Annotated in this window: 20 protein-coding genes; 9 read left to right on the top strand and 11 right to left on the bottom strand. The window is 45.4% G+C overall.

The genetic code is table 11. The features are described from left to right. Positions 1 to 217: 217 nt before the first annotated feature. The gene (locus tag MKX68_RS10995; RefSeq protein WP_133386411.1) at positions 218 to 1336 is read right to left on the bottom strand and encodes an HD-GYP domain-containing protein; all 1119 of its coding nucleotides are present in this window, start codon (positions 1334 to 1336) and stop codon (positions 218 to 220) included. A gap of 223 nt (positions 1337 to 1559) precedes the next feature. Further along, complete coding sequence (gene gyrA, locus MKX68_RS11000) at positions 1560 to 4124, bottom strand: DNA gyrase subunit A (RefSeq protein WP_340911444.1); 2565 nt, start codon at positions 4122 to 4124, stop codon at positions 1560 to 1562. Positions 4125 to 4551: 427 nt separating this feature from the next. Between gyrA and MKX68_RS11005 the strand changes: the two genes are divergently transcribed. Continuing rightward, positions 4552 to 5499: a YheC/YheD family protein gene (locus MKX68_RS11005; protein ID WP_340911447.1), complete on the top strand. Its 948-nt coding sequence runs from the start codon at positions 4552 to 4554 to the stop codon at positions 5497 to 5499. Positions 5500 to 5591: 92 nt separating this feature from the next. Here the strand turns inward: MKX68_RS11005 and gyrB are convergent, their stop codons facing one another. The 9 genes from gyrB to MKX68_RS11050 all read right to left on the bottom strand — a co-directional run bounded on the left by gyrB (position 5592) and on the right by MKX68_RS11050 (position 16712). Beyond that, positions 5592 to 7502, bottom strand: coding sequence for a DNA topoisomerase (ATP-hydrolyzing) subunit B (gene gyrB, locus MKX68_RS11010; protein WP_076216622.1), 1911 nt, complete (start codon positions 7500 to 7502; stop codon positions 5592 to 5594). A gap of 142 nt (positions 7503 to 7644) precedes the next feature. Continuing rightward, on the bottom strand, positions 7645 to 7893 hold the full coding sequence (remB, locus tag MKX68_RS11015) for an extracellular matrix regulator RemB (RefSeq protein ID WP_017691405.1): 249 nt from the start codon (positions 7891 to 7893) through the stop codon (positions 7645 to 7647). 14 nt (positions 7894 to 7907) lie between these two features. Beyond that, positions 7908 to 9020, bottom strand: a complete 1113-nt coding sequence (gene recF / locus MKX68_RS11020; protein WP_076216624.1) for a DNA replication/repair protein RecF — start codon at positions 9018 to 9020, stop codon at positions 7908 to 7910. 57 nt (positions 9021 to 9077) lie between these two features. Beyond that, a complete protein-coding gene (gene yaaA / locus MKX68_RS11025; protein WP_036611994.1) occupies positions 9078 to 9293 on the bottom strand; it encodes a S4 domain-containing protein YaaA in 216 nt (71 codons plus the stop codon). A gap of 16 nt (positions 9294 to 9309) precedes the next feature. Then, positions 9310 to 10452, bottom strand: coding sequence for a DNA polymerase III subunit beta (gene dnaN / locus MKX68_RS11030; RefSeq protein WP_017691408.1), 1143 nt, complete (start codon positions 10450 to 10452; stop codon positions 9310 to 9312). A 220-nt stretch (positions 10453 to 10672) separates the two neighbouring features. Further along, positions 10673 to 12019, bottom strand: a complete 1347-nt coding sequence (gene dnaA, locus MKX68_RS11035) for a chromosomal replication initiator protein DnaA (protein ID WP_036611990.1) — start codon at positions 12017 to 12019, stop codon at positions 10673 to 10675. 830 nt (positions 12020 to 12849) lie between these two features. After that, on the bottom strand, positions 12850 to 14397 hold the full coding sequence (gene gntK / locus MKX68_RS11040) for a gluconokinase (protein WP_340911453.1): 1548 nt from the start codon (positions 14395 to 14397) through the stop codon (positions 12850 to 12852). Between the two features lie 65 nt (positions 14398 to 14462). After that, positions 14463 to 15824: a GntT/GntP/DsdX family permease gene (locus tag MKX68_RS11045; RefSeq protein WP_338589671.1), complete on the bottom strand. Its 1362-nt coding sequence runs from the start codon at positions 15822 to 15824 to the stop codon at positions 14463 to 14465. A gap of 213 nt (positions 15825 to 16037) precedes the next feature. Continuing rightward, positions 16038 to 16712, bottom strand: coding sequence for a GntR family transcriptional regulator (locus MKX68_RS11050; protein WP_339238903.1), 675 nt, complete (start codon positions 16710 to 16712; stop codon positions 16038 to 16040). Between the two features lie 613 nt (positions 16713 to 17325). On the opposite strand from MKX68_RS11050, the gene rpmH reads away from it, so the two are divergent. The 8 genes from rpmH to noc all read left to right on the top strand — a co-directional run bounded on the left by rpmH (position 17326) and on the right by noc (position 25618). Beyond that, entirely contained in the window at positions 17326 to 17460 is a 135-nt protein-coding gene (gene rpmH, locus MKX68_RS11055) for a 50S ribosomal protein L34 (RefSeq protein WP_017691413.1), read from the top strand. A 400-nt stretch (positions 17461 to 17860) separates the two neighbouring features. After that, a complete protein-coding gene (gene rnpA / locus MKX68_RS11060) occupies positions 17861 to 18211 on the top strand; it encodes a ribonuclease P protein component (protein ID WP_036611981.1) in 351 nt (116 codons plus the stop codon). A gap of 74 nt (positions 18212 to 18285) precedes the next feature. Then, entirely contained in the window at positions 18286 to 19164 is an 879-nt protein-coding gene (locus MKX68_RS11065) for a YidC/Oxa1 family membrane protein insertase (RefSeq protein ID WP_338589664.1), read from the top strand. Continuing rightward, positions 19161 to 19862 (top strand): RNA-binding cell elongation regulator Jag/EloR, encoded by a 702-nt coding sequence (jag, locus tag MKX68_RS11070; protein WP_340911456.1) that lies wholly within the window; start codon positions 19161 to 19163, stop codon positions 19860 to 19862. Before MKX68_RS11065 ends, jag begins: the two co-directional genes overlap by 4 nt. 211 nt (positions 19863 to 20073) lie before the next feature. Next, the gene (gene mnmE, locus MKX68_RS11075; RefSeq protein WP_315938907.1) at positions 20074 to 21450 is read left to right on the top strand and encodes a tRNA uridine-5-carboxymethylaminomethyl(34) synthesis GTPase MnmE; all 1377 of its coding nucleotides are present in this window, start codon (positions 20074 to 20076) and stop codon (positions 21448 to 21450) included. Positions 21451 to 21672: 222 nt separating this feature from the next. After that, entirely contained in the window at positions 21673 to 23562 is a 1890-nt protein-coding gene (gene mnmG / locus MKX68_RS11080) for a tRNA uridine-5-carboxymethylaminomethyl(34) synthesis enzyme MnmG (protein ID WP_091035227.1), read from the top strand. Then, positions 23562 to 24284, top strand: a complete 723-nt coding sequence (gene rsmG / locus MKX68_RS11085) for a 16S rRNA (guanine(527)-N(7))-methyltransferase RsmG (RefSeq protein WP_340911460.1) — start codon at positions 23562 to 23564, stop codon at positions 24282 to 24284. Before mnmG ends, rsmG begins: the two co-directional genes overlap by 1 nt. A gap of 515 nt (positions 24285 to 24799) precedes the next feature. After that, the gene (gene noc, locus MKX68_RS11090) at positions 24800 to 25618 is read left to right on the top strand and encodes a nucleoid occlusion protein (RefSeq protein ID WP_091012196.1); all 819 of its coding nucleotides are present in this window, start codon (positions 24800 to 24802) and stop codon (positions 25616 to 25618) included. Positions 25619 to 25778 lie beyond the last annotated feature (160 nt).

Here is a 25778-nt window from a genome sequence, read left to right on the forward strand (position 1 = left end):
GAAGCTTATTTCATTTGCTTGCCGCACCGTGTAAACCGTGTTTTCTTGGCCGGAATTAGAATATACCATGTACAGATACTGAATGCAAGTCTTTTTTTAAGTAATTATATATCTTTCTATAATATTTCTGGTTTTTCTACATTCCCACATTTATCTCACGTAAAAAGCCTCTCTATAAAAGAAAGGCCCTCTCTTCAAGTTACTTTAATATCTATTGTTATCCGATAACCTCTTGGATGTGAAGCTGCCGTTGCTGCATCAGGTTAATGATGGTTCCTTCTACTGACACCATAGGCCGTGTAGGATGATCTCGATCAGAGAATACGATCTCTCCAATTTGGTTATTGCTGAGTTTTACTCGGATGCCATTATGGATCTGGGTCGAACGTTGAACAAATACTCTTACAATTGCAGGATCCAATTTCCCAAATGCCTCACTTTGGATCTGTTCTAGGACTAGGTATGGTGATTGTGCCTTGCGGTAGATCTTCTCCAGCGTCATGGCGTGGAAAATATCAGCAATAGCTACAATCTTGGCATAAATATGAATCTGCGTCCCACTAAGCTGCAACGGGTAGCCTGATCCATCAACTTTTTCATGATGCTGCAAAGCTGCAAGTCTGGCTCCCTCGTTAATGGCCTTTGCCTGTTTAAGGATCTGATAACCATATTTCGTATGCTGGCGAATCTCTTCCTGCTCTGTAGCCGTCAACGTGGATGGTTTATGGAGAATCTGCGGATCTACCTTGTTGTTACCAATATCATGGAACAAGCCTGCAAAAGCAACTTGCATCCAATCCTTGGAGGGCAGATCGATCCATTGGGCCAGTTGATACGATGTGATCGCACTCAGTACGGCATGGTGATATACATAATCATGTTCTTGCATTACTCGTGGACTGAAGGTAAGCACATTATATTGTTTGAGATGTGCAAACACAGCCTCCAACTGTGTACGTAACTCATAGACCGGCAATTCAGCCGCCAGAGAGGACAGGAAAGCATTTTTCGTTAGTCCGACCATCTTCTCATACTCATCCTGCAAAGACGTTACTACAGGAGCTGTGGTGACGTTCCCTGTCTTCCCTGCCCGTTCACCACTCTTGTCATTGGCAGAACTTCCTGCAGACACAGAGGCACCTTTGGTTGCTGTACTACTCGACGCCATTCTTTCTTGTTCAATATCTACCTGTTGAATCATAAAGGCTCTGAGCACTTCCATATCCTTGGGTAAAATAACTTTTCCCTTCTGGAGCAGAACGTTGCCGCGAAGTGTTTGCACATCACTCCCAAGTTTGAGTCCTGGTTTGACTTCTGACAGGGTGATTAATCCCATGTGTATTCCCCTCACTCATCGTTCTTCTATGTTAATAACAAACAAGACCATAGTCCCGGTTTTTCATGATATTTCCCATTATATTACTCAGAAATCAGGCTGTACATCCCAGATTCGGAAGAATACACGAAGAGATTCCTTTATACAACAAAAGGGCTCCCCGTGGGAGCCCTCGCAATCTTCTTCCAATCTCCAAGAGATCGGTTTTTATAACATTCTATTTTTATGCTTCCGAACCGGAATCGTCGTCGCCCTCAACTTCATTAACCTCAACTTCAGAAACGGTGCCTTCTTCCAAGCTTACTACCGGAGCTTGGGACTCCTCGCCTTCCAAGCCTTCAAGCGACTCATCGTCTGGTTCTTCTTCATTCTTATCAATTCGGCTGACTGTAGCTACTGAGTCCTCGTCACGAATATGAATCAGTTTCACACCCTGCGTGTATCGACCCATAGTGGATATGCCTTCCATGCTCATCCGGATCAACGTACCACTAGACGTAATAATCATCAGATCCTCTTCGGTTTTAACCATTTTGAGGCTGACTACTGAGCCGTTCTTCTCTGTGACATTAATAGTCTTGATCCCTTTACCGCCACGAGTCTGCATCCGATAGTCACTCACAGGTGTACGTTTACCGTAACCTTTGGCTGTAACGATTAGAACATCAAGGTCTTTATCAACTACATCCATGCCGATAACGGCATCCTGTTCATCCAATGTGATCCCTTTAACCCCGGTGGCACTACGTCCCATGGAACGTACATTACCTTCGGAGAATCGAATAGACATTCCGTGAGCTGTACCCATGATGATCTCTTGCTGTCCATCGGTCAGCTTAACATCGATCAGAATGTCATCATCACGCAAGGAAATACCGATCAAGCCGCCTTTGCGGATATTGGTGTAATCCTCAAGTGGTGTTTTCTTCACAACCCCTTGGCGGGTAGCAAAGAACAGGTATCTGTCACTTTCGAATTCCTGAACCGGAATCACGGCATTAACTGATTCACCCTGCTCAATCTGGATCAGGTTGATAATCGGCGTTCCCCGTGCGGTACGTCCAAGCTCTGGAATCTCGTACGCTTTGAGACGGTACACTTTACCTTTGTCAGTGAAGAACATGAGGTAATTGTGAGAGTTGGTCACGAACAGATGCTCGACAAAGTCGGTATCTTTCGTATCCATACCCACGACCCCACGTCCACCACGTTTCTGGCTGCGGTAAGTGGATACCGGCAGACGTTTCACGTAGCCTGTATGAGTAATCGTAATGATAACCTCTTCACGTGGAATCAGGTCCTCATCCAGAATACTCTCTTCACCTACAGTAATCTCTGTACGACGATCATCGCTGAAGCGGTCGCGGATCTCTTGCAGCTCCGTACTGATAATCTCAAGTACCAGATGCTCATTGGCCAGAATTTCGCGATACTCTCTGATTTTGACCATCAGTTCGTTATATTCATTTTCAATACGTTCGCGTTCCAGACCTGTGAGTCGTTGCAAACGCATATCGAGAATAGCTTGAGCCTGATCATGACTGAGTGAGAAGCGCTCAATCAAACCTTCTCTTGCTGCATCCGCATTACTGGATGAACGAATCAACGTAATAATCTCGTCGATATGATCCAGCGCAATGCGCAAGCCTTCTAGAATGTGTGCACGAGCTTCAGCCTTTTTCAGTTCAAACTGCGTACGTCTGCGAATAACCTCAATCTGATGCTGCAGGTAGTGATACAACACTTCACGCAAGTTCAGAATTTTAGGTTCTTTATTAACAATCGCAAGCATGTTAATCCCGAAAGTGGATTGCATCGATGTATGTTTGTACAGGTTGTTCAGGACAACCCCCGGATTCACGTCTCTGCGAAGCTCAATGACAACCCGCATACCATTACGGTCAGACTCATCACGAAGGTCAGTAATACCATCAATCTTTTTATCACGTACCAACTCGGCGATTTTCTCAACGAGTCTCGCCTTGTTTACCTGATAAGGCAGCTCCGTAACGATAATTCGCGCCTTGTTGTTGTTCTCTTCGATGTTGGTTTTGGCCCGCATCGTTACTGAACCACGTCCGGTCTGATACGCCTGGCGAATGCCTGAGCGGCCCAAAATATAGCCGGATGTAGGGAAGTCTGGTCCTTGAATGTAATCCATGAGTTCCATGGATGTAATGTCCGGGTTTTGAATCATGGCCTGTACACCATCAATGACCTCGCCCAGGTTATGAGGAGGAATATTGGTAGCCATACCTACCGCGATCCCGCCGACCCCATTGACAAGCAAGTTAGGAAAACGAGCAGGCAGAACGATTGGCTCATGTTCTTCACCGTCATAGTTCGGCTGAAAATCAATCGTATCCTTGTTAATATCTCTGAGCATTTCCATAGCAATCTTGGACAAACGTGCTTCGGTATAACGCATGGCTGCTGCCATATCACCATCGACCGATCCAAAGTTACCATGTCCATCTACATGCATATAACGCAGGGAGAAATCCTGTGCCATCCGTACCATCGTCTCGTAAACAGCAGAGTCACCGTGTGGGTGATACTTACCGATAACTTCGCCGACGATTCTGGCTGATTTTTTATGTGGTTTATCGGGTGTCATGCCGAGCTCTGACATCGCGTACAGAATACGCCGGTGAACCGGCTTCAATCCATCACGCACGTCAGGTAAGGCACGGCTAACGATGATGCTCATCGCATAATCCATAAACGATTCACGCATCTCGACGCCTATATCCCGATCTGTAATCTGAGAGTTCATTTCTTCCGCCATGCTGGACCTCCTTCTTGTCCTTCAACAAACGTTCCATTCCGTCATGCAAAAAAAGTTGATTATATGTGAAAAGCCTAACAAGGCTAAAACCGCGCAAGAACGCTACTCTTTATTATATTACTTTCACAAAAGTTACACAATTAAACGTCCGCTGGGCAATAGCCTTTCTTCCGGGAACTTCTGCGTGTCTAGGGATACGCCCTGCCTTCCTCCCCAATTGCACATACAATGCTAGAAAAACGGCATATGTACTGTGCCTACCGAGGCTAAAGCCATTCCCGTCCTACGATCAAACTGCAAATTGTGCAGCTCATCGCACAAAACGCCATATTTCTCTATTATACCACTGAAATCGTCTCTTGTCCTTTGATTTCTCCGTGTCTGTCCCTCTTTAGAACTGAGCAAAACATGAAAGGACTGATGAATCTTGGGTATCCAACGCGTCTCCAGCAAATGGGCCAAAACAGCTGTATTACAACGCAGTCGCATTGTGAATGAATATATCCCAGTGACCCGAAAATATAGCCGTCAAACTCTGGAACGAATGACTGAATTGTTTGAGTCCAACTATATCAAACCGGACCGTGGTACTTACGGTAATGGCGTTATGCGGGTGAAAACAACCCGTTTATACGAACCTGTCGTTAATTCCGAAGATTCCACCACAGATACAGAGGTTTCGGAAGAAACCAATGATCGGAACCTGCCTGATGAACCCGAAGCAAGTGCTGTTACCTCCAAAGCTACCTATCTCACAACAACATATCAACTCCAATACGGTACAGAGGAGAGATCATTTCATTCCCTGGACGAACTCGAACGAGCACTGAATGATCGCATTCAGGAACGTGAATATATCATTCAACAGGGAATATCGCTGATGAAGCATGAAGATTTGCCTTTTGACTTGCGTGTGTTAACTCAGAAAAATCTGCAACACAACTGGGAAACAACAGGTATTCTGGGACGTGTTGCTGCGCCGGGCAAAATCATCACCAACATTCATGGTGGTGGGCGATTGGCCACGTTTGAAGAACTCGTACTCCCCCATCTTCAACAGGATGGCTTCAAGAAACTCCGTAATGAGCTGTACCGCTTAGGTATTCATACCGCTGTACAATTGCAAACATCATTTCCAAGACTCAAAGAGATTGGTATTGATATTGCGCTAGACGAAGCAGGGCGTCCCTGGATTCTTGAAGTCAACACACTGCCAGGCATTTATGCTTTTGGCTTATTACCAGACAAGGAGGCTTACCGGAAGATCAAACGTTATGCGATTGCGTACGGTCGTTTGCCCTCCAAAAAGAGTAAGAGCTCCCGTCCATCCCCCAAAGCACAGGCCTCGTCTGCCAAAAAACGTGTACGTAGATAACAAAGGGTACGGAAGTCTAAGTTACGCCTTCCCTGTTCCATACCTTCTCTAATATAAAAAAAGGCGCCCTCTCAGGCGCCTCTTCGAATGTGTTAAATGTCGAGGTTTTTCACGTATTTCGCATTTTCCTGGATAAAGTCACGACGCGGTTCAACATTATCCCCCATCAGGGTGTCAAACATGGTATCAGCAAGGATGGCATCATTAATCGATACTTGCATCATGGTCCGGCTCTCCGGATCCATCGTCGTTTCCCACAATTGTCCGGCATTCATCTCGCCAAGACCTTTGTAACGCTGAACGTTGAATTTCGCATTTTCCCCGAGCGTTGCAATAATTTCATCGCGCTCTTTCTCGGAACCGGCATAACGAATTACTTTGTTACGCTCAATCTTGAACAATGGCGGTTGTGCAATATACACATAACCTGCCTCAATGATTTTACGCATGTACCGATACAGGAATGTCAGCAATAGTGTACGGATATGAGCACCATCGACGTCGGCATCGGTCATCAAAATAATTTTGTGATAGCGCGCTTTGGCAATATCGAAGTCATCACCAATACCTGTACCCATTGCCGTAATAATTGCTCTAATCTCCGCATTACCCAAGATGCGGTCGAGACGAGCTTTTTCCACGTTTAGAATCTTACCACGCAGCGGCAAAATCGCTTGGAAATGACGATCCCGACCTTGCTTCGCTGATCCGCCTGCAGAGTCACCTTCGACGATGTACAATTCGCTGATTGAAGCATCCTTGGATGAACAGTCTGCCAGTTTACCTGGAAGTGAGCTTACTTCAAGTGCACCTTTACGACGTGTCAGTTCACGGGCTTTACGGGCAGCTTCACGCGCACGTGCTGCTTGCAGTCCTTTTTCCAAAATGCGACGGGATACGGAAGGGTTCTCTTCCAGGAACTCCTGCAGCTTCTCGGCAAACAAGGATTCGACAATCCCACGCACTTCGCTGTTGCCCAGCTTGGTCTTGGTCTGTCCTTCAAATTGCGGCTCCGGAATCTTGACCGAAATAATAGCTGTCAAGCCTTCACGCACGTCATCCCCGGAAAGGTTCCCCGTGCTGTCCTTGATTACCCCCGCCTTACGGGCGTAATCATTGATAATCCGCGTAAGGGCACTCTTGAAACCTGATTCATGCGTTCCGCCCTCATGCGTGTTGATATTGTTCGCGAAGGAATAGATATTCTCGGTGTAGTTGTCATTGTATTGCAGGGCAACTTCCACCTGGATGTTATCTCTGGAACCTTCAACGTAAATTGGATTCTCATGCAGTACTTCGCGCTTCTGGTTGAGGAAGGAGACGTATTCGATAATGCCGCCTTCATACAGGAATGAGTTGGTTGCACCTGTACGCTCATCCGTCAGTGTAAGACCAATACCCTTGTTCAGGAACGCCAGCTCACGAATACGGGCCAGCAAGATGTCATATTCATAAACTCTTGTTTCCGTGAAAATTTCAGGGTCCGGATGGAATCTAACCGTTGTTCCTGTTTCGTCGGTTGTACCGATCACTTTCAGGTCGTACTGTGGAGCTCCACGGCGATATTCCTGTTGATAGATATGTCCCTCACGTTTAACCGTTACAACCACTTTTTCAGAGAGTGCATTCACAACGGACACACCAACACCATGCAAACCACCGGATACTTTATATCCGCCGCCGCCAAATTTCCCCCCTGCATGGAGGACAGTCATAACTACCTCAAGTGCAGGACGTTTCATTTTGGTATGTTCGCCGACAGGAATACCCCGTCCGTTATCGACTACAGTCACGCTATTGTCTTCATGGATACTGACCTCAATGTGGTCACAGTAACCTGCAAGCGCTTCGTCAATACTGTTGTCCACTACTTCCCAGACCAGATGATGCAGGCCCTTGGAACTGGTGGAACCGATATACATCCCCGGACGCTTCCGTACGGCTTCCAATCCTTCAAGGACCTGAATTTCATTCGCATCATATGACGGTTGATTCATAGACATGCCTTTCACCTACTTCTATAGATTCAATATCGTAAATATGCGTTAACTAATAATGTTTGCTGAAATAGGCAACGTCCTTCATTTCAGCCAGATGTCCACATAAAAACAAGCAGAAAAAGACATACCTTATGTGACACAAACGCTAGAGATCAGGAAAAATGTGAGCCCGCTTCTTCAGCGTGGCTGAGGAAATAGGCGAGTAGTACACAATGTTTTTGGTCACCACAATGGACTTCGCTTCCTCTTCACCGATGTGTTCCACTGTCTTTTCCTGCTCGGCATGCGTGACATACTGCTTGGAGATCTTTGAGGATTTTTCAATCGATATATCAAAAATAGCGACCAATTCGGAAGAACGGATGATCTTCTCACCGCCCAGATGAATGTACATAAGCCCCTCACTCCTTAGCGTTCAACCTGTCCGGCATGAACGTGATAAATACTGGCATCTTTGAGCTTGTCAACGTTCAGGCTCTCGATCCCCGTAGCCGTAATAAAGGTTTGCACCTTGCTCTGGAACGTTTCGATCAGCTGCGTCTGGCGAAAAGGATCCAGCTCGGACAGAACATCATCCAGCAACAGAACTGGATATTCTCCGATTTCTTCATGAATCAGTTCAATTTCCGCAAGTTTAAGGGACAACGCTGTTGTGCGCTGCTGCCCCTGCGAGCCATATGTTTGTACTTCCCGATCGTTAATGAAAAAGGACAGGTCATCCCGATGCGGCCCACTAAGGGTTGTGCCTCGGCGAATCTCCTGCTCTTTCATTTGTGATAATTTTATCATAAATTGGTCCATTAAGACAGCTTCATCTTCCTCAGCGGCTTCGCTGAAGGAAGGAAGGTAGGCCAGCCGCAAGACTTCTCCGCCTCCGGTGATCCCCTGATGAATCGTTTCTGCCCACTTTTGCAGTTTCTTTATGAATTGTTTCCTTTTTTTGACGATTTTAACACCATGCTCAACCAGTTGTTCGTTCCACACCTCAAGCATGGTCTGGGCTGATGCCCCTTGTCCCCATAACTGCTTAAGCAAATTGTTTCGTTGGACGAGCACTTTTTGGTATTGCTGTAGGTGATACAGGTAGCCAGGTGCTACCTGCCCGATCTCCATGTCAAGAAACCGGCGGCGGACCCCCGGTGTGCCTTTTACAATCTCCAGATCCTCCGGTGCAAACATCACAACATTGAGCGCTCCGACAAAATCACTTAACTTGCGCTGCTCCAAGCCGTTAATTTTTGCTTTTTTGCCTTGTTGCGACAAAGATAGTTCAAGCTTGACCGATCCGTACTTTTTGTCGACCTCTGCTGCAAGTCTGGCACGTTCCTCACCGAAACGGATTAACTCCTTGTCACGGGATGTACGATGGCTCTTGGTGAGTGCGAGTACAAAAATCGCCTCTGCAAGATTGGTCTTGCCTTGGGCATTTTGCCCGATCAACAAGTTTACGGGACCAAAAGAGTCCAGTCTGAGATGTTCATAATTGCGGAAATTCTGCAGATCAATGCTGTTCACAAACACGCGGTAACCTCCCTTTTATCCCGTCCGTCAGGAGGCAGCAGGATCGAACTGGTCTTCTTATTCTGCAGCAACTTCGAATGTGCCTTCTCCGTCCACTTCAACGATATCCCCAGGGTATAACTTACGTCCCCGGCGTTCCTCAGGCTCTTTATTCACACGTACAAGACCTTCCTGAAGCAAAGCTTTGGCCATACCTCCAGTTGGGATGCAATCAGCCAGTTTCAAAAATTGATCAAGCTTGATATATTCCGTTCGAATCGTAACTTGGTTCACTGTGATCTTCCTTTCGTTAGTTGGTCGTCCGATATGGCAATATCACGTAAAGGCTGTGACTGTCATCCAGCGGTTTCAAGATAATTGGACTCATGACTCCTGTAAAAGCGATCATCAGCTGCTCACTTTCAACAACTTTCAGCACATCCAGCATGTATTTGGAGTTGAACGAGATTTTTAACGGATCTCCTGTAAACTCGGCAGGTTCGATTTCTTCTCTTACTTTACCTAGCTCGGAAGAACTTGAAGAAATTTCAACGGATCCTGAATCCATCGTTTGCATACGCACGATGTTTGTTTTCTCTTCACGCGACAGCAAATAAGCCCGGTCAATGGATTCACTTAATTTTTTTGTATCTAAAACAAGTTCTGTTTTGTATGACGTTGGAATAATTCTAGAAGTATCGGGATATGTTCCGTCCAAAATACGAGAGTAGAACAATACACGGTCGATTTTGAACAGGACCTGGTTATCTGCAACAACGATATCCACAAGGGTATTTTGATCCGGAACAATTTTGCTGAGTTCGTTCAGCGTTTTACCGGAAATAACCACGTTGTTGAAGCGGATACCTTCTGCATTATCCAGCATTGCTGATCGAGTAGCAAGACGGTGACGGTCTGTTGCCACAAATTTCAATTCGTTGTCACCCAAACTCCAGAGTACACCTGTCAGGATTGGAGTAGTCTCATGTGTGGAAATGGAGAAGACCGTTTGTTTAATCATATTTTTCAGCAAATCTCCTGGAATGGAGACCGTTTGGTTTTCTTCGATGCTTGGCAGTACCGGGAATTCTTCCGGATCAAGACCTACCAGTTGAATTTCGGTAGCACCTGCAGAGATAAAGGTGTTGAAGTTCTCTTTGACTTCCATGTGTACTTCCTGTGATGGCAGCTTCTTGATGATCTCCACAAAAAACTTGGCTGGCAAAACTACACTGCCGGGTTGATCTACCTGAACTACGCTTTTATCTCCATCTTCAAGCGGGATGAAGGATTGAATGGATATATCGGTGTCACTTGCTGTCAACGTTACACCTTGATGATTCACGTCGAATTTGATACCGCTCAGAATCGGAATCGTCGTACGGCTCGAGATCGCTTTGGATACTTGCTGTATGGAATCGTTTAAGTAGTTTTTCATTATGCTGATTTTCATGGTTTCACTCCTAGCTGATTTTTTGGGTGTTGGGGTGTTAAAAGGTGTTTTTCAAAGGCCGAAGGCTAAGCTCCGAAATGGCTATTTTGGAGATGATATCTTTAAGATCTTTTTAGTAATAATAGTAATAGGGGCACTGAATATGTGGATAAGTGGGTATAAACCCGTACACCCAAGCCTATCCACATGTGTATACGTTGTGCATAGGCTTGGGACTTGTTCAGGTTGGATTCTTAATTTTTTCGGTTAAGTTGTTGATAACTTTATAGAGATCCTGATCGTTTTTAATCGCTTGGGAGATTTTTTCGTGAGCATGTATGACAGTGGTATGATCTCGTCCTCCGAATGCTTCCCCAATTTTGGGCAGAGAAAAGTCTGTCAGTTCACGAGAGAGATACATGGCAATCTGTCTTGGGAAAGCAACTGCCTTGGTCCGTTTCCGTGCTTTGAAATCTTCAAGCTTAAGGCTATAATACTCGCCGACCTTTTGTTGGATGTCATGAATAGTGATCATTTTGGGACGACTGGAAGGAATAATATCCTTCAGTGCTTCAGCTGCCAGATGAGTGGTTACATCTTGATTAGTCAGTGAAGAATAAGCAACGACCCGAATCAGGGCGCCTTCCAGTTCACGGATGTTGGTGTCAATCTGGTTGGCAATGTACATCATCGCTTCATTCGGAATATCCAAGTTTTCCGCACGTGCCTTTTTACGCAAAATTGCGATCCTTGTCTCCAAATCTGGAGGCTGGATATCCGTGATTAACCCCCATTCAAAGCGAGAACGAAGTCGTTCTTCCAGTGTCGGAATTTCCTTCGGTGGTCTGTCGCTGGAGATGATGATCTGCTTCCGTTCCTCATGCAGCGCATTAAACGTATGGAAAAATTCCTCTTGTGTTGATTCTTTTCCCGCCAAGAACTGAATATCATCAATGAGCAAAATGTCGACGCTCCGGTATTTGTTACGGAAGCTCTCCCCGCGGTTGTCACGGATCGAGTTAATGAATTCGTTCGTGAATTTCTCAGACGACAAATAAACGACTTTGCTGCCCGGATCATGCTCCAGAACATAATGTCCGATCGCATGCATCAAGTGTGTTTTACCGAGTCCTACTCCTCCATACAGGAAGAGAGGATTGTAAGCTTTGGCGGGCGCTTCAGCGACCGCCAGCGATGCGGCATGGGCAAAACGGTTGCCCGGCCCGATGACAAATGTATCGAACGTATATTTCGGATTCAGCATGCTGAGTACCGCTTCTTCCTGTACAACTGTAGGCGTTGGCGCCGGCAATTGCGGGTCCGGTTCAGCAGGCTTGTTCTCTTCGATGACAAATTTCACATCGACTTGCTTGCCAAGCAGCTCGTATACCGTCGAGCCAACCAATTTGGTGTAACGGCTCTCCAGCCATTCGACGGCAAACGTGGTTGGTGCGGAAATGACGATTGAACGGTCATTTAGCTTGGTGGCTTTGGTTGCTTTGAACCAGGTGTCAAAGCTGGGTTTGCTGAGTTTGTTTTGTATGATTGATAAAATTTGCTGCCATAAATCAGAAGTATGGCTGTCCACAGACTGTCACTCCTTTTACATGTTCCAAGTGTGGCTTAAGCCATGATGCAGTGTCGAAATACGAGATATATTGTTGAATTTATCCCCAAACCCCCGCAGGTCGAAAACAAAAAAAGTATGAACAACGGAAAATTGTTCACAACTTTATCCACAGGCTGTTGATAATATTATGGGTCAGATCACATATTCACATCCAAAAGTAATACAATCATAGCAAAAGAAACCCCGCATTTCAACGTATCGCGTGATTTTATCCACAAATTCAATAACTTGTGTATAATTTTTAGTCACAACACAATATATTGTTTATAAACTGTTTAATTTTCGACAGAAAGACCCAAAAACCAAAAATGTTTTATACACAGGTTATCCGTCAAATGATGCCAAATTGTGTGTAAAAGTATTCTTGGTTTGTGAATAACCTGTCTGTGGATAACCGTGAAGTGAAAATGGAGCGTAATCGAGATCGGAAATGAGTTACCTCTCACCCTCGTATTTTTTGGCCAAAGGGTAGAGGATAAAATCCAAATTGGCGTATCGTTAAACAAGTAATGTGATTTGGTTTCTGAGGAGATGGCGATCTGTGATCATCGATATAGATGGATAATGAACAAAGAGGAATTCATTTTAAGACAAGTGGAATATGAATTATCCGGAATGAGGAGCTAAGCCGAAACTCAAATATTGAGGTAGAAGTGTATGAATGTATGATATGAATCCAAACGACATTTTATGAATTTATAGCAAAAGAGGGTGTGCCCTAAAACCGATTTTTGGTTTTAGGGCACACCCTCTTTTTTTGGTGCAGAAACGAGGTATGGATTGATGATTTAGAGACGGGGAAGGGACATCTTACGCTGGAATTCAGCGATATCTGCGTATTCCTCCTCCAGTTTGCGAGAGATCCGAATAAAGATGGGCAGCAGCTCCTGGTAAAGTACAGCATTCTCTTTGACAGGGGTATGTCGATGTGTTGTACCCACCATGGAAGAAACGGCATGAAGCGATTTGATCCGCCCAGTAGCGTACAAACCAAGCACGACGGCACCCAGACAGGAACTTTCGAAGCTCTCGGGTACAACCACTTCCTGATTGAAGATATCAGACATCATCTGGCGCCAGAGAGGAGAGCGTGCAAACCCACCTGTGGCTTGAATGGAGGTAGGTTGCCCAATCTGTTCTTCCATGGCGAGCAGTACCGTGTATAGGTTGAAAATGACCCCTTCCAGAACAGCGCGGATCATATGCTCTTTCTGATGATGGAGTGTTAAGCCAAAAAAGGAGCCACGGGCATCTGGATTCCACAATGGGGCGCGTTCGCCCGATAGGTACGGGTGGAACAGAAGCCCTTCCGATCCCGGGCGGACACGTTCGGCAATTTTGGTTAGAACATCATAGGAATTGATGCCAAGTCGCTTCGCTGTCTCCACTTCAGACGCTGCAAATTCATCCCGCACCCAGCGAAATAACATGCCACCGTTATTCACAGGTCCGCCAATGACCCAAAGATTCTCTGTGAGGGCGTAACAGAAGGTCCGACCTTTGGGGTCGGTAACCGGACGGTCCACGACAGTGCGAATAGCACCACTGGTTCCGATGGTTGCTGCGACAACACCAGGTTCAATAGCGTTCACGCCGAGATTGGACAAAACCCCGTCACTTGCGCCAATAACAAAGGGCGTAGAGGGGGAGAGAGCCATTTTTTCAGCCGATTCGTGATTCATTCCTTCTAATATATGTGTTGTAGGTACGAGCTTCGAGAGATGGTCGGGTGTAATACCTGCAATCTCAAGGGCTTCTGCGTCCCAGTCCAGTTGTTCCAGATTGAGCAAGCCCGTGCAGGAAGCGATGGAATGGTCGACGACATATTGTCCGAATAGACGGAAGAATAGATATTCTTTAATCGAAATGAATTTGGCTGTGCGCTCAAAAAGTTCAGGTTCATCGTGGCGCAGCCACATTAATTTGGTCAGCGGTGACATGGGATGGATCGGTGTACCCGTGCGCAGATAGATGCGATGGCCCAGACCATTCTCTTGCAGCTGGGCAGACCAAGCTGCACTTCGATTATCCGCCCAGGTGATGCAACGGGTTAAGGGTTTGTTATCCTGTCCCATGGCAATGACACTATGCATAGCCGAGCTGCAGGATACAAACAGGATCTGCTCGGCAGCAACGCCGCTCTGCTCCATAACTCCTCGGACAGAGCGGAGGGCCGCCTGTACAATCTCTTCGGGGTCCTGCTCGGCTACATCGGGTGCAGGGGTATACAAAGGGTATTCCTGTGTTGAAGTACTGATGACGGACCCTTGCTCGGTAAATAACACGGATTTGGTACTGGTTGTACCAATATCGATCCCAATCATGTAGTTGTTCATATATTTAATCCTTCTTTCTTCAGAAAGCGATGAGATTTAATTTTTTTATACTATAGAGACTCCATTTATACCACTGTACTTAGCAGCAATATAAAGATCAGTCCGACCACGGATAATAGTGTTTCCATAACGGTCCACGTTTTCAATGTCTGGGAAACGCTCATATTAAAGAATTCTTTGATCATCCAGAATCCTGCATCGTTCACATGGGACAAGATGAGTGACCCTGCACCTGTGGCGAGTACAACCAGCTCAATATTGGTACCTGGTGTGAGTGCAAGCACTGGAGCGACAATACCGGCAGCAGTTGTCATAGCTACGGTTGCTGAACCGGTAGCTACACGAATGAGCGCAGCGACCAGCCAGGCAAACAGGATCACGTTGATGTTGGCATGAGTAGCGACATCCGCAATGGCGTTGCCCACACCACTATTGATCAATACCTGTTTGAAAGCACCGCCTCCGCCAATAATGAGAATGATGGTCGCCGTAGGCGCCAGACATTCACTGGTGAAGCGAGAAATATCGTGTTTGGTGAATCCACGTGCAAAGCCGAGTGAAAAGAGGGCAAATACAACTGAAATCAGCAGAGCAATGATCTCATGACCGATAAATTCACTGAAAACGGTGAAGCCGCTTGTGGCATTTGGGTCAATGATGCTGGCTATGGAACCAATCAGCATCAGAATAACCGGCAGCAATATGGTAAACAGGGTGATACCAAACCCAGGCATGTTGCTGTTTGTTTTGGTTGCGAATTGTTCAGCCAGTTCAGCTGGCGGTTCGGTGTGTATTCTTTTGCCAATAAATTTACCAAACAAAGGACCTGCAATAATCGCTGTAGGAATACCAACAATAAGGGAGTACAAAATGGTTTTACCCAGATCCGCGCTGTAGGCTTCGATCGCTATCATTGGCGCTGGGTGGGGTGGGACCAAACCGTGTACAGTCGATAAACCGGCCAAAATGGGAATACCAATCTGCAGCAGAGACATATTGGTTTTACGTGCAACGGTGAAAATGATGGGAATCATCAAAATCACGCCGACTTCGAAGAAAACGGGAATACCAACGATAAATCCAACAATCATCATGGCCCAGTGCACACGTTTCACACCGAACCGATCAACCAATGTAGTTGCAATGCGCTCGGCACCGCCAGATTCGGCCATCATCTTACCAAGCATCGTACCGAGAGCAATAACAATTGCAATGGTTCCAAGTGTGCCGCCAAGTCCCCCGGTAATGGAAGAGATCACATCGGCAGGTTTCATGCCTGTAAGCAAACCGAGCATTAATGCGGACAACAGCAGGGTGATAAAGGGATTCCATTTATACTTGGAAATCAAGACGATCAGAAAAACGATCGCAATTAACGTCCAAACCAATAATGTTGCGTTGTGGGATAGTCCAAAAAGAGTGCTCATGATGTTATGTGCTCCTTTATTTCTGATATAGAACGCTTACAAGTGAGATTATCGTCAACAATTTTTTCGTGCCGGTACTAATTAGAAGAGGTGTTGGCGAGAAATGTAGTTTTATCATGCCCAAAATGAAAACAAAATCGCGTTTTGTATACTTGTCGACAAGTTGAACCGCAATCACTCACAGCGGATATGATTGCAAACGCCTTGCTCCTTTTAGGAATCAAAGCTTTCGTGCAGGGTTTTACCGGAATCTTGGAAATACGTGCGGACTCCAGCCTGAATGAGCATTTTGTCACCAGACTCCAGTGCTTCAACGAGCAAACGGTGTTTCTCAATTACAGCGCTTACTTTCTGTTCGCCTTGAACGAATACTCTGCGCGTCGTGAGCAGCATAACGGTCATCACAACATATCGAATACTCTTCCATAGATGTGAGATACGGGAATGCTGAGCGGCTTCAATAATCGTTTCATGGAAAACGAGATCCTGGTAGGCGAATTCGACAGCGTCCTGATGTCGTCCAGCAAGTTGCATTTTGTCGATCACGTTACGCAACTGGGTGATTAATGACGCTGGAACATCACCTGCGAGTCGCTGCTGCACAAAACTTTCAATTAGGAAACGTACATCATACAATTCTTCGACATCCTTGATTCGTAGTCCAATGACAACGACACCCATACGTTCAAGTCGAATAAGTCCTTCATTGGACAATGTACGTAAGGCTTCACGGACAGGTGAGCGACTGCTGTCAAAATCAGCCGCAATTCGATTTTCCGACAAAATCTCTCCAGGTCGAAGGGTACCACTGATGATCCGCAGCCTTAATTCGCAGGCAATGGCTTCACCACGGGAAGCCCCTTGAAGCCAGGAAGAAGGAAATAACATATGGCTAACGCTCCTATTAATAAGTAATCAGTTCATTACTGATCATAGCATAACTATTTTGCGGACTGGACAGTTCAGTTCAATCCATAGTCTGTAGCTACAAGCTAACGGCTAATGTTTTTTTCAAAGGACTACTCAAGGCGGATAAGTAAATTAGCTTCATCCATATACTTGTATACAAGATGTGATTTTTATCCTACACCTTTCTCAAAAGCTTGTAAACCTTAATTGAAGCGGATACAACCTGATTAGAATTCGACGATATTTATAGCCTATAATCATTATCCACATGTGAATAACTTTAAACAGGATGTAATGAAGGAGATAGCGGGCATTGGAGGGTGTGGATAACTATAAATGCTGAAATAGTGTGATCTGATCGGGGTCTGGGGATAACTTTTAGGACTCTCTTCGGGGCTTGGTCATGGTATGGAAGTGAACGGACTGTGGTCATTACTTTGGGTGGGATGAAGAGTGTATATAAAAGAGGGAGAAGCCTTGCGCCTTGCAGTTGACTTTTCCAGGTGGTCATGGTTAAATATATAAAGGTGTTTTCTGTGAAGATGAAAGTGATTCATCACATAAGTATTTCCTTGTGAGGAGGTGCAATACATTGAGACCTACATTCAAACCGAACGTTAGCAAACGTAAAAAAGTTCATGGTTTCCGGAAAAGAATGAGCACGAGCAACGGCCGTAAAATTTTGGCCGCACGTCGCCTTAAAGGCCGTAAAAACCTGAGTGCTTAATGCATTGAAGACCACCGAGGTGGTCTTTTTTTTCTTAATTAGCTGAAATCAGACTGGATGCTGCTACAGATCAGGTCTGAATGGTCTGCGAAAAAGTGCTGAACACATATGAAGTATGTTGAGTGAGTTTTCCATTTTTCGAAAACTTACCTTATATAATGATGAATGTTTGCTTGGTTAAATGGCCAATCAACAATCATCCCGGATGAATGCTGATCAGTTCAAGTAGCTGATAAACAGTCATCCCGGATGAATGCTGATCAGTTCAAGTAGCTGATAAACAGTCATCCCAAATGAAGTTGTCGCCAAGACGGTTTACCGTCATTCAAGAAAGCCTATACTAAATCAGTAATGAGGCCTCCGTCAATAACAATGGTGGAGAACAGCAAGGAGAAGCGCCGTGTATAAAAGACTGCGTCTACGAAACCGGGCGGACTTTAGCCGCGTATACCGGTATGGGAAATCGTTTGCCAATCATCAATTCGTGGTGTATGGCTGTCGCCGTAAAGATACGGAACAATTTCGGGTCGGCGTATCATGCAGCAAGAAAATCGGAAACGCTGTCGTACGCAACCGGATGAGACGCATGATCAAGGAAATTGTTCGTCATCATGAGCATGAGATCGTCACGCAGATGGATCTGATTTTTATCGTCAGAAAAGGTGCACTGGACATGCCCTACAAGGAAATGGAAAAAAGCCTGCTACATGCGATGCGAAAGGGCTCTCTTTTGAAGTCGAGCAAGCGGTAAGCTTCGGTTTATTTGTCCTCCTAATTATGGTATGATTTACGGTGGAATGGAATGGTTAAGAGAGGGGTTATGAAGTGTCGCGATTGAAGACATCAAAGGGGAAGTGGATTCTCCTCATTGCAGTCATTGCAATGGTCACTGTACTCGCCGGATGTACTCCACAAGGAGCCGGGGTTACTACGGAAGATCTGAAGAATAGTGGCTCATTCTGGCAAAGCAATGTTGTGTACTGGTTCTCACTGGCGCTGGATACATTCGCCAACTGGTTTAACGGTGAATATGGACTGGCCGTCCTCGTGATGGTGCTTATTGTGCGGACATTGATTTTACCATTAACAATGAAACAAGTCCGTAGCTCCAAAGCTATGCAGGCGATTCAGCCGCAGCTGAAAGAGATTCAAGCCAAGTTTAAAGATACACCTGAGAAAGTTCAGCAAGAAACAATGAAGTTGTTTCAGGAGAATAAAGTTAATCCGATGGCGGGTTGTCTGCCGCTTATCATTCAGATGCCGATTTACATCGCACTTTATAACTCAATTTACGGAAACTCCAGTCTGAGAACACATGATTTCTTGTGGCTTCAGCTCGGGGAACCGGATCACCTGTTTATTTTGCCAGTGCTGGCTGCCATTACTACATTCATTCAAACATGGATGATGATGCGTATGAACCCTGCACAGCAAGTGGGACCAATGCAGTTCATGTTGTGGGTATACCCTATCTTGATCTTCGTGATGTCCTATCAGTTCCCGTCAGCACTTCCGCTGTACTGGTTCTACAGTAACATCTACACGATCGTGCAAAACTATTTCCTTTACCGGAATAATGATAAAATCGTGGCTGAGGTCAACGTGAAGCAGAATAGCTCTTCCAAAAATGGAGCTAAACGCAAAAACGGTGGCAAAGCGACCGTCTCTGGAAAAGGGTCGAAAGGGGCCAAAAAATCGAAATGACCAAAGTCATTACGTCAGGAAAAACCGTTGAAGATGCTGTAAACCAAGGATTGACCGAGCTTGGCGTAAGTCGGGACAAGGTCGAGATACAAGTGTTAGAGCAGCCGTCAAAAGGATTCCTGGGTTTGTTCGGGGTGAGGGCGGCCAAAGTTGAAGTGAAATTATTGCCTGCACCGGAAGTTGTTCCACAGCCGATCAAGCCAGCTGCATACAAACCTGAAGTAGATGCATTACTTAAGGATGTTGCAGCTAAAAATCCCTATGAAGAAGCGGCTGCTTTCTTGAAAGAGGTCGCAGCAGGTATGGGACTGGATGTTGAAGTGCATATCAAAAAACAGCGGGATGGACATATCTTCAATATTGCCGGCGAAGATCTGGGCATGATTATTGGCAGACGTGGACAGACGCTGGATGCGCTTCAGTATCTAACGAACATTGTAGCGAACCGATATTCGGAAAGCTTCGTTCGAATTGTGCTCGACGCGGAGAATTTCCGTCAACGTCGGCGGAAGACACTGGAGGATCTGGCTGAACGGTTGGCTGGACAAGCAATTCGTACTGGTAAGGAAGTTGTACTGGAACCAATGCCTCCGCTCGAACGGAAAGTCATCCATGCAAAACTGCAAAATCATCCGCAGATTAAGACGTTAAGTAAGGGCGAGGAGCCTAATCGGCGTGTGGTTATTACGACGAAATAACACGAAATTGAAGACGCAATGGCTTCCTGCCCGGTGCAGAAGCCATTGCTTTTTTCGTACAGAAGCAATTTGATAAGGTGCGTAGAACAAGTAAAGAGTGAACTTAATACGATAACTGGCATGTCATATGTTATATCATTAATAGATTTGAAAATGGATATGGCGTCCCCTGAGGGGCGGCAATTTTAAAATAGAGCAAGGAGAGATAACCATGATCAGTGATACGATCACAGCGATATCAACGGCTGTTGGAGAGGCGGGTATCGCCGTGATCCGGGTCAGCGGCCCGGATGCAGTGTCGGAGACGGAAAAGATTTTTCGCAGCAAAACCCCTTTAACTCAGGCAGCATCCCATACGGTTCATTATGGTCATATCATAGATCCGGCGAGCGGCGAGAAGATCGAGGAAGTGCTGGTAACAGTCATGCGAGCACCTCGGTCGTTCACAACAGAAGATGTGGTGGAGATCAGTGCGCACGGCGGTGTAGTATCCGTAAAACGGGTCATGGACCTGCTGTTACAGCTTGATATTCGTCTGGCTGAACCTGGTGAGTTCACGAAGCGTGCTTTCCTTAATGGGCGGATTGACCTGTCTCAGGCGGAAGGTGTCATGGATCTTATTCGTTCCAAATCGGACCGAGCTTTCTCGGTTGCATTAAAACAGGTTGAAGGCAAGCTGTCCTCCAAACTGCGTGATCTACGATATACACTGGTGGAAACACTGGCTCATATTGAAGTAAATATCGATTATCCAGAGCATGATGTGGAGTCGTTAACGTCTGATTTTATCAAAGAAAAGTCCAGTCAGGTTATGACTGAAATTGATAAATTGCTGACTACAGCAGAACAAGGAAAGATCCTGCGAGAAGGTATCACGACGGCAATCGTTGGACGACCTAACGTGGGTAAATCCTCATTGATGAATACACTTGCGCAAGACAATCGAGCTATCGTCACGGACATTCCAGGAACAACTCGTGATGTAATTGAAGAGTTCATTACGATCAATAATATCCCGCTGAAATTGCTGGATACGGCAGGAATCCGGGAAACGATGGACGTTGTAGAGAAGATTGGGGTAGAACGCTCTCGTTCTGCGGTAAGTGAAGCCGATCTGATCTTAATGGTTGTGAATGCTGCGGAGCCACTTCATCCCGATGAGATTGAATTATTGGAACAAATCCGCGGTAGACAATCGATAATCATTATGAATAAAATGGACTTAACGCCACAGGTAGAACGTGACGTGCTGCTTCGTTACATTCCGGAAGAACGACTTGTACCGATGTCGGTGAAAGATGATCTGGGTGTGGATCGACTGGAAGATGCCATCTCTACGCTATTCTTCAGTGGTAAACTGGAGTCCGCAGATCTGACCTATGTCAGCAATGTGCGTCATATTGCTTTGCTCAAAAAAGCGAAGCAGTCCCTCGTGGATGCCTATGAAGCAGCAGAGCAGTTCATTCCGATCGATATGATTCAGATTGATGTTCGTTTGGCGTGGGAGCATTTGGGCGAAATTGTTGGAGATACGGCACATGATGCATTAATTGATCAGATTTTCTCCCAGTTCTGTCTAGGAAAGTAAAAAAAATATACTGCGGATTGGCTTGAATCGTAGTGTATGATGGAAAGGTACAATTTCTGCCTGTTGTCAAAGGATGGAATGATGTTGTAGCCATTACGTGTTGGTTTCATATAGATAGGAATGCAAGTTCCGATGAACGGTTAGAAGTAGTTTCATTATTGTAGAACATGATCCGTCTGTGTGAGTTACACCAAATGCAGCGGAATAAGGAGGTAAACGGGAATGGCTTTTGATGGCGGCAGTTATGATGTAATCGTCGTTGGTGCAGGACATGCTGGTGTGGAATCCGCGCTGGCTGCAGCTCGTATGGGGTCCAAAACACTAATGATTACGATCAATCTGGATATGGTGGCCTTTATGCCTTGTAACCCATCTATTGGGGGACCGGCCAAAGGACACGTTGTTCGTGAGATTGATGCACTTGGTGGAGAAATGGGACGGAATATCGATAAAACCTTTATTCAGATGCGGATGCTTAATACAGGTAAAGGACCTGCTGTTCACGCGCTTCGTGCTCAAGCAGATAAATTCTCCTACCAGCATAAAATGAAGGAAACGATGGAGAATGAACGTAATCTGACAATGCGTCAGGGTATGGTAGATCGACTGATCGTTGAAGACGGAAAATGTGTAGGCGTTGTGACTCAGACCGGAACAGAGTATCGGGCCAAAGCGGTTGTACTGACAACAGGCACATACTTGCGCGGCAAAGTGATCATGGGTGAGTTGATGTATGAGAGTGGACCGAACAATCAACAACCATCTCTTAAATTGTCAGAGCATCTGCGTGAACTGGGCTTTGATCTGGTTCGTTTCAAAACAGGTACACCGCCACGTGTGCACAAGGATACGATTGATTTTAGCAAAACCGAAATTCAGCCTGGCGACGATGAGCCGAAGTTCTTTTCCTATGAAACAGAATCTTCCGATAATGAGCAGCTGCCTTGCTGGTTGACGTATACATCTGTGGAAACACATCAGATTATTAATGATAATCTGCATCGTGCACCGATGTTTTCGGGTGTAATTGAAGGGACTGGACCGCGTTATTGTCCATCCATTGAGGATAAAATTGTCCGGTTTAGTGACAAACCGAAACATCAGATTTTCCTGGAGCCGGAAGGCAAAAATACATCCGAGTATTATGTACAGGGACTATCTACAAGTCTGCCAGAAGATGTTCAACTTGCGGTTCTGCGCTCCATTCCGGGTATGGAAAAAGTGGAAATGATGCGTAACGGTTATGCGATTGAATACGATGCGATGGTGCCTACACAATTGTGGCCATCACTTGAAACCAAACGTCTGCCAGGTCTGTTCACAGCAGGTCAGATTAATGGTACTTCGGGTTACGAAGAAGCGGCTGGACAAGGCGTTATGGCTGGTATTAATGCAGCACGCAAAGTACAAGATAAAGAACCGATTGTGCTTGATCGCTCCCAAGGTTATATTGGTGTGCTGATTGATGATCTGGTAACGAAGGGTACTAATGAGCCATATCGTCTGTTGACTTCACGCGCTGAATATCGTCTGTTGCTTCGCCATGATAATGCAGATATGCGTTTGACGGAAATCGGACATGACATTGGCCTGATCCCTGAAGAGCGTTATGCGAAATTCCTGGATAAAAAGGCGAAAGTCGAGCAGGAAGTTGCACGTCTGAAAGTGGCTAAAGCTCGCCCGGTTGAAGTGAATGCCAAGCTGGAAGAGTACGGATCTACACCTATTCAGGATGGCAGTACGTTGCTTACCTTGCTGCGTCGCCCGGAGCTGGGGTATGAACTGATTGAACAGCTCTCACCATCTGAGGTAGAACTGACAGCAGATATGAAAGAACAAGTGGAAATACAAATTAAATATGCGGGTTATATTGAGAAACAATTGATCCACGTGGAACGTTTGCAAAAGATGGAGAAAAAGAAAATTCCGGACACCATCGTATATGATGAGATTCATGGTCTTGCTATGGAAGCCAAACAGAAGCTCGCTACGATTCGTCCAATCTCGATTGGTCAGGCCTCTCGTATTGCTGGAGTTACTCCTGCCGACATCTCCATTCTGCTGGTCTACCTGGAGCATTATAACCGTGTAACCGCAGCAAGGGGACAATAATGGACGATATTCAACAGCAACTGCAGCGGCGCTTAAAGAAACATGGATTAGAACTGGGCGAACTCCAGTTGGAGCAATTCGAACTGTATTATCAGGAGCTGGTATCCTGGAATGAAAAGATGAATCTGACGGGCATAACGGATCGGGAGCAAGTGTATACAAAACATTTCTATGATTCGGTATCACTAGCTTTTTATACTGACATGACCAAAGTGAATAAGCTTGCTGACATTGGATCAGGAGCCGGTTTTCCGGGATTGCCACTGAAGATCTGTTTCCCGCATATTAAGCTTACGATCATTGATTCATTAAATAAACGGATTGGCTTTTTACAGCATGTGGTAGATATTCTTGGGCTGACAGATGTCGAGTTGGTTCATGGTCGTGCTGAAGAGATTGGACGCAAAGAAGGGTATCGAGACAGCTACGATCTCGTTACGGCGCGTGCAGTAGCCAAGCTGGCTGTGCTGAATGAATTCTGTCTTCCGTTTGTTCGTAAAAGTGGAATATTCGCTGCGATGAAGGGCGGAGACCCGCGTGAAGAAATGAAGGAAGCGGAGTTCAGCTTCAATCAGCTGAAAGGACGGGTTAAGGCCGTTCATCCATTCCAGCTGCCGGTTGAAGAATCAGAGCGTCATATCATTCTGATTCAGAAATTTGATAAAACACCATATAAGTATCCGCGCAGACCAGGTACTCCAATGAAGACTCCGCTGATATAGTTACGTGATGGTTTTGAATTCAGTCAAAACAAAATAGAATTTTAGACATAGATAAAGAGGATGTTTCACGTGAAACATTCTCTTTTTTTTGTTTTCTGAAATGGAGGACTCGATCAACATTGCGGATACTCCGTATTACATATCTCTTAAAGAACCTGTAATGATGAATTTCATGCACAGTAGCTCATGAACAAATTCATTAATTGAATGTGTACAAGTCGTCATATTTCCAATATTCACAAAGAAAAAGCAGGAAAATTAGCAGAGTTTAAAGAATAGGTAAGCATAGGATTATGATAGAAAAGATGATAGAATAGAAGTATCCGATCCTGGGTCACAGCGATCATAGATTATATGTATAGATAGATGGATATGCGTTCGATGTTGCATGACAGAAAGCGTTATGAAAGGCAAAACTTATTCCAAGAACGATGCATGTGAAAGGTCGCTTATTGAATAAGAAGCACCTGCAAAGACTGTGGGAGCTATTACGAAACTAGGTGGTAATCTGCGGAATGAAAGAACAATTTTCGAAGTTGTTTGGTTTGGCGGAGCGCAATAACGGAGATGAGATCAAACAGATTCCGGTCAATGAAATTGTGAGCAGCCCATATCAACCCCGTACTATTTTTGATGATGATAAAATTGATGAGTTGTTGCAGACGATCAAAACACATGGCGTAATTCAGCCTATTGTCGTTCGCGTGCGAAATGGATCATATGAGATTATTGCCGGGGAACGTCGCTGGCGTGCAGTTCGAAAACTGGGTTTGGATACGATTCCGGCTATTGTACGTGAGTTCAACGATTCTCAGGCCGCATCCATTGCACTGATTGAGAACTTGCAACGTGAAGGATTGACTTCAATTGAAGAAGCTGTCGCTTATCAGAAGCTGATCGACTTGCATCAACTGACACAGGAAAGTCTGGCACAACGACTCGGCAAAAGCCAGTCAACCATCGCTAACAAGATTCGGTTGTTGCAGCTCCCAGAAGGCATTAAGGCCGCATTGATGGAACGCAAAATTTCTGAACGGCATGCAAGAGCATTACTTTCTCTCGATACGGAAGAACTGCAGATGAAGTTGCTCGGTGAGATTATCGAAAAAGAATTGAATGTGAAACAGACAGAGGCACGTGTTGCCTTCTACAAGGAATCTTCCAAGATTAAAAAATCTAGACGTGTTTCCTTTACCAAGGACGTAAGACTTGCACTTAATACGATTCGCCAATCCATTGATATGGTAACTGGCTCAGGTCTGGACATTAAAACCAAAGAAGCAGACCATGAGGATCATTATGAGATCGTTATCCATATTCCAAAACGCAAATAATTGAAGCTTATGGCGGCAATGGGCCGCTTTTTATGTCTATAAAGCAAGCTAGGTCTGACATTTTTAAAGAACGGTCGGTATATTGATGGAACGGTAGTTGTTGTTTGTGTGGACGATAGCCGCCTGCTTTTTGTTAACAATATCTCACAACCTACAAGAA

Source organism: Paenibacillus sp. FSL M8-0212, assembly GCF_038004645.1.
Classification (GTDB): Bacteria; Bacillota; Bacilli; order Paenibacillales; family Paenibacillaceae; genus Paenibacillus.

Excerpts from the sequence above, each read along its gene's own strand:
- noc (WP_091012196.1), top strand. The coding sequence starts at position 24,800 with ATGAAAGAACAATTTTCGAAGTTGTTTGGTTTGGCGGAGCGCAATAAC.
- MKX68_RS11050 (WP_339238903.1), bottom strand. The coding sequence starts at position 16,712 with ATGTTATTTCCTTCTTCCTGGCTTCAAGGGGCTTCCCGTGGTGAAGCC.
- MKX68_RS10995 (WP_133386411.1), bottom strand. The coding sequence starts at position 1,336 with ATGGGATTAATCACCCTGTCAGAAGTCAAACCAGGACTCAAACTTGGG.
- MKX68_RS11045 (WP_338589671.1), bottom strand. The coding sequence starts at position 15,824 with ATGAGCACTCTTTTTGGACTATCCCACAACGCAACATTATTGGTTTGG.
- gntK (WP_340911453.1), bottom strand. The coding sequence starts at position 14,397 with ATGAACAACTACATGATTGGGATCGATATTGGTACAACCAGTACCAAA.
- rsmG (WP_340911460.1), top strand. The coding sequence starts at position 23,562 with ATGGACGATATTCAACAGCAACTGCAGCGGCGCTTAAAGAAACATGGA.
- mnmE (WP_315938907.1), top strand. The coding sequence starts at position 20,074 with ATGATCAGTGATACGATCACAGCGATATCAACGGCTGTTGGAGAGGCG.
- mnmG (WP_091035227.1), top strand. The coding sequence starts at position 21,673 with ATGGCTTTTGATGGCGGCAGTTATGATGTAATCGTCGTTGGTGCAGGA.
- remB (WP_017691405.1), bottom strand. The coding sequence starts at position 7,893 with ATGTACATTCATCTGGGCGGTGAGAAGATCATCCGTTCTTCCGAATTG.
- dnaN (WP_017691408.1), bottom strand. The coding sequence starts at position 10,452 with ATGAAAATCAGCATAATGAAAAACTACTTAAACGATTCCATACAGCAA.
- gyrB (WP_076216622.1), bottom strand. The coding sequence starts at position 7,502 with ATGTCTATGAATCAACCGTCATATGATGCGAATGAAATTCAGGTCCTT.
- jag (WP_340911456.1), top strand. The coding sequence starts at position 19,161 with ATGACCAAAGTCATTACGTCAGGAAAAACCGTTGAAGATGCTGTAAAC.
- gyrA (WP_340911444.1), bottom strand. The coding sequence starts at position 4,124 with ATGGCGGAAGAAATGAACTCTCAGATTACAGATCGGGATATAGGCGTC.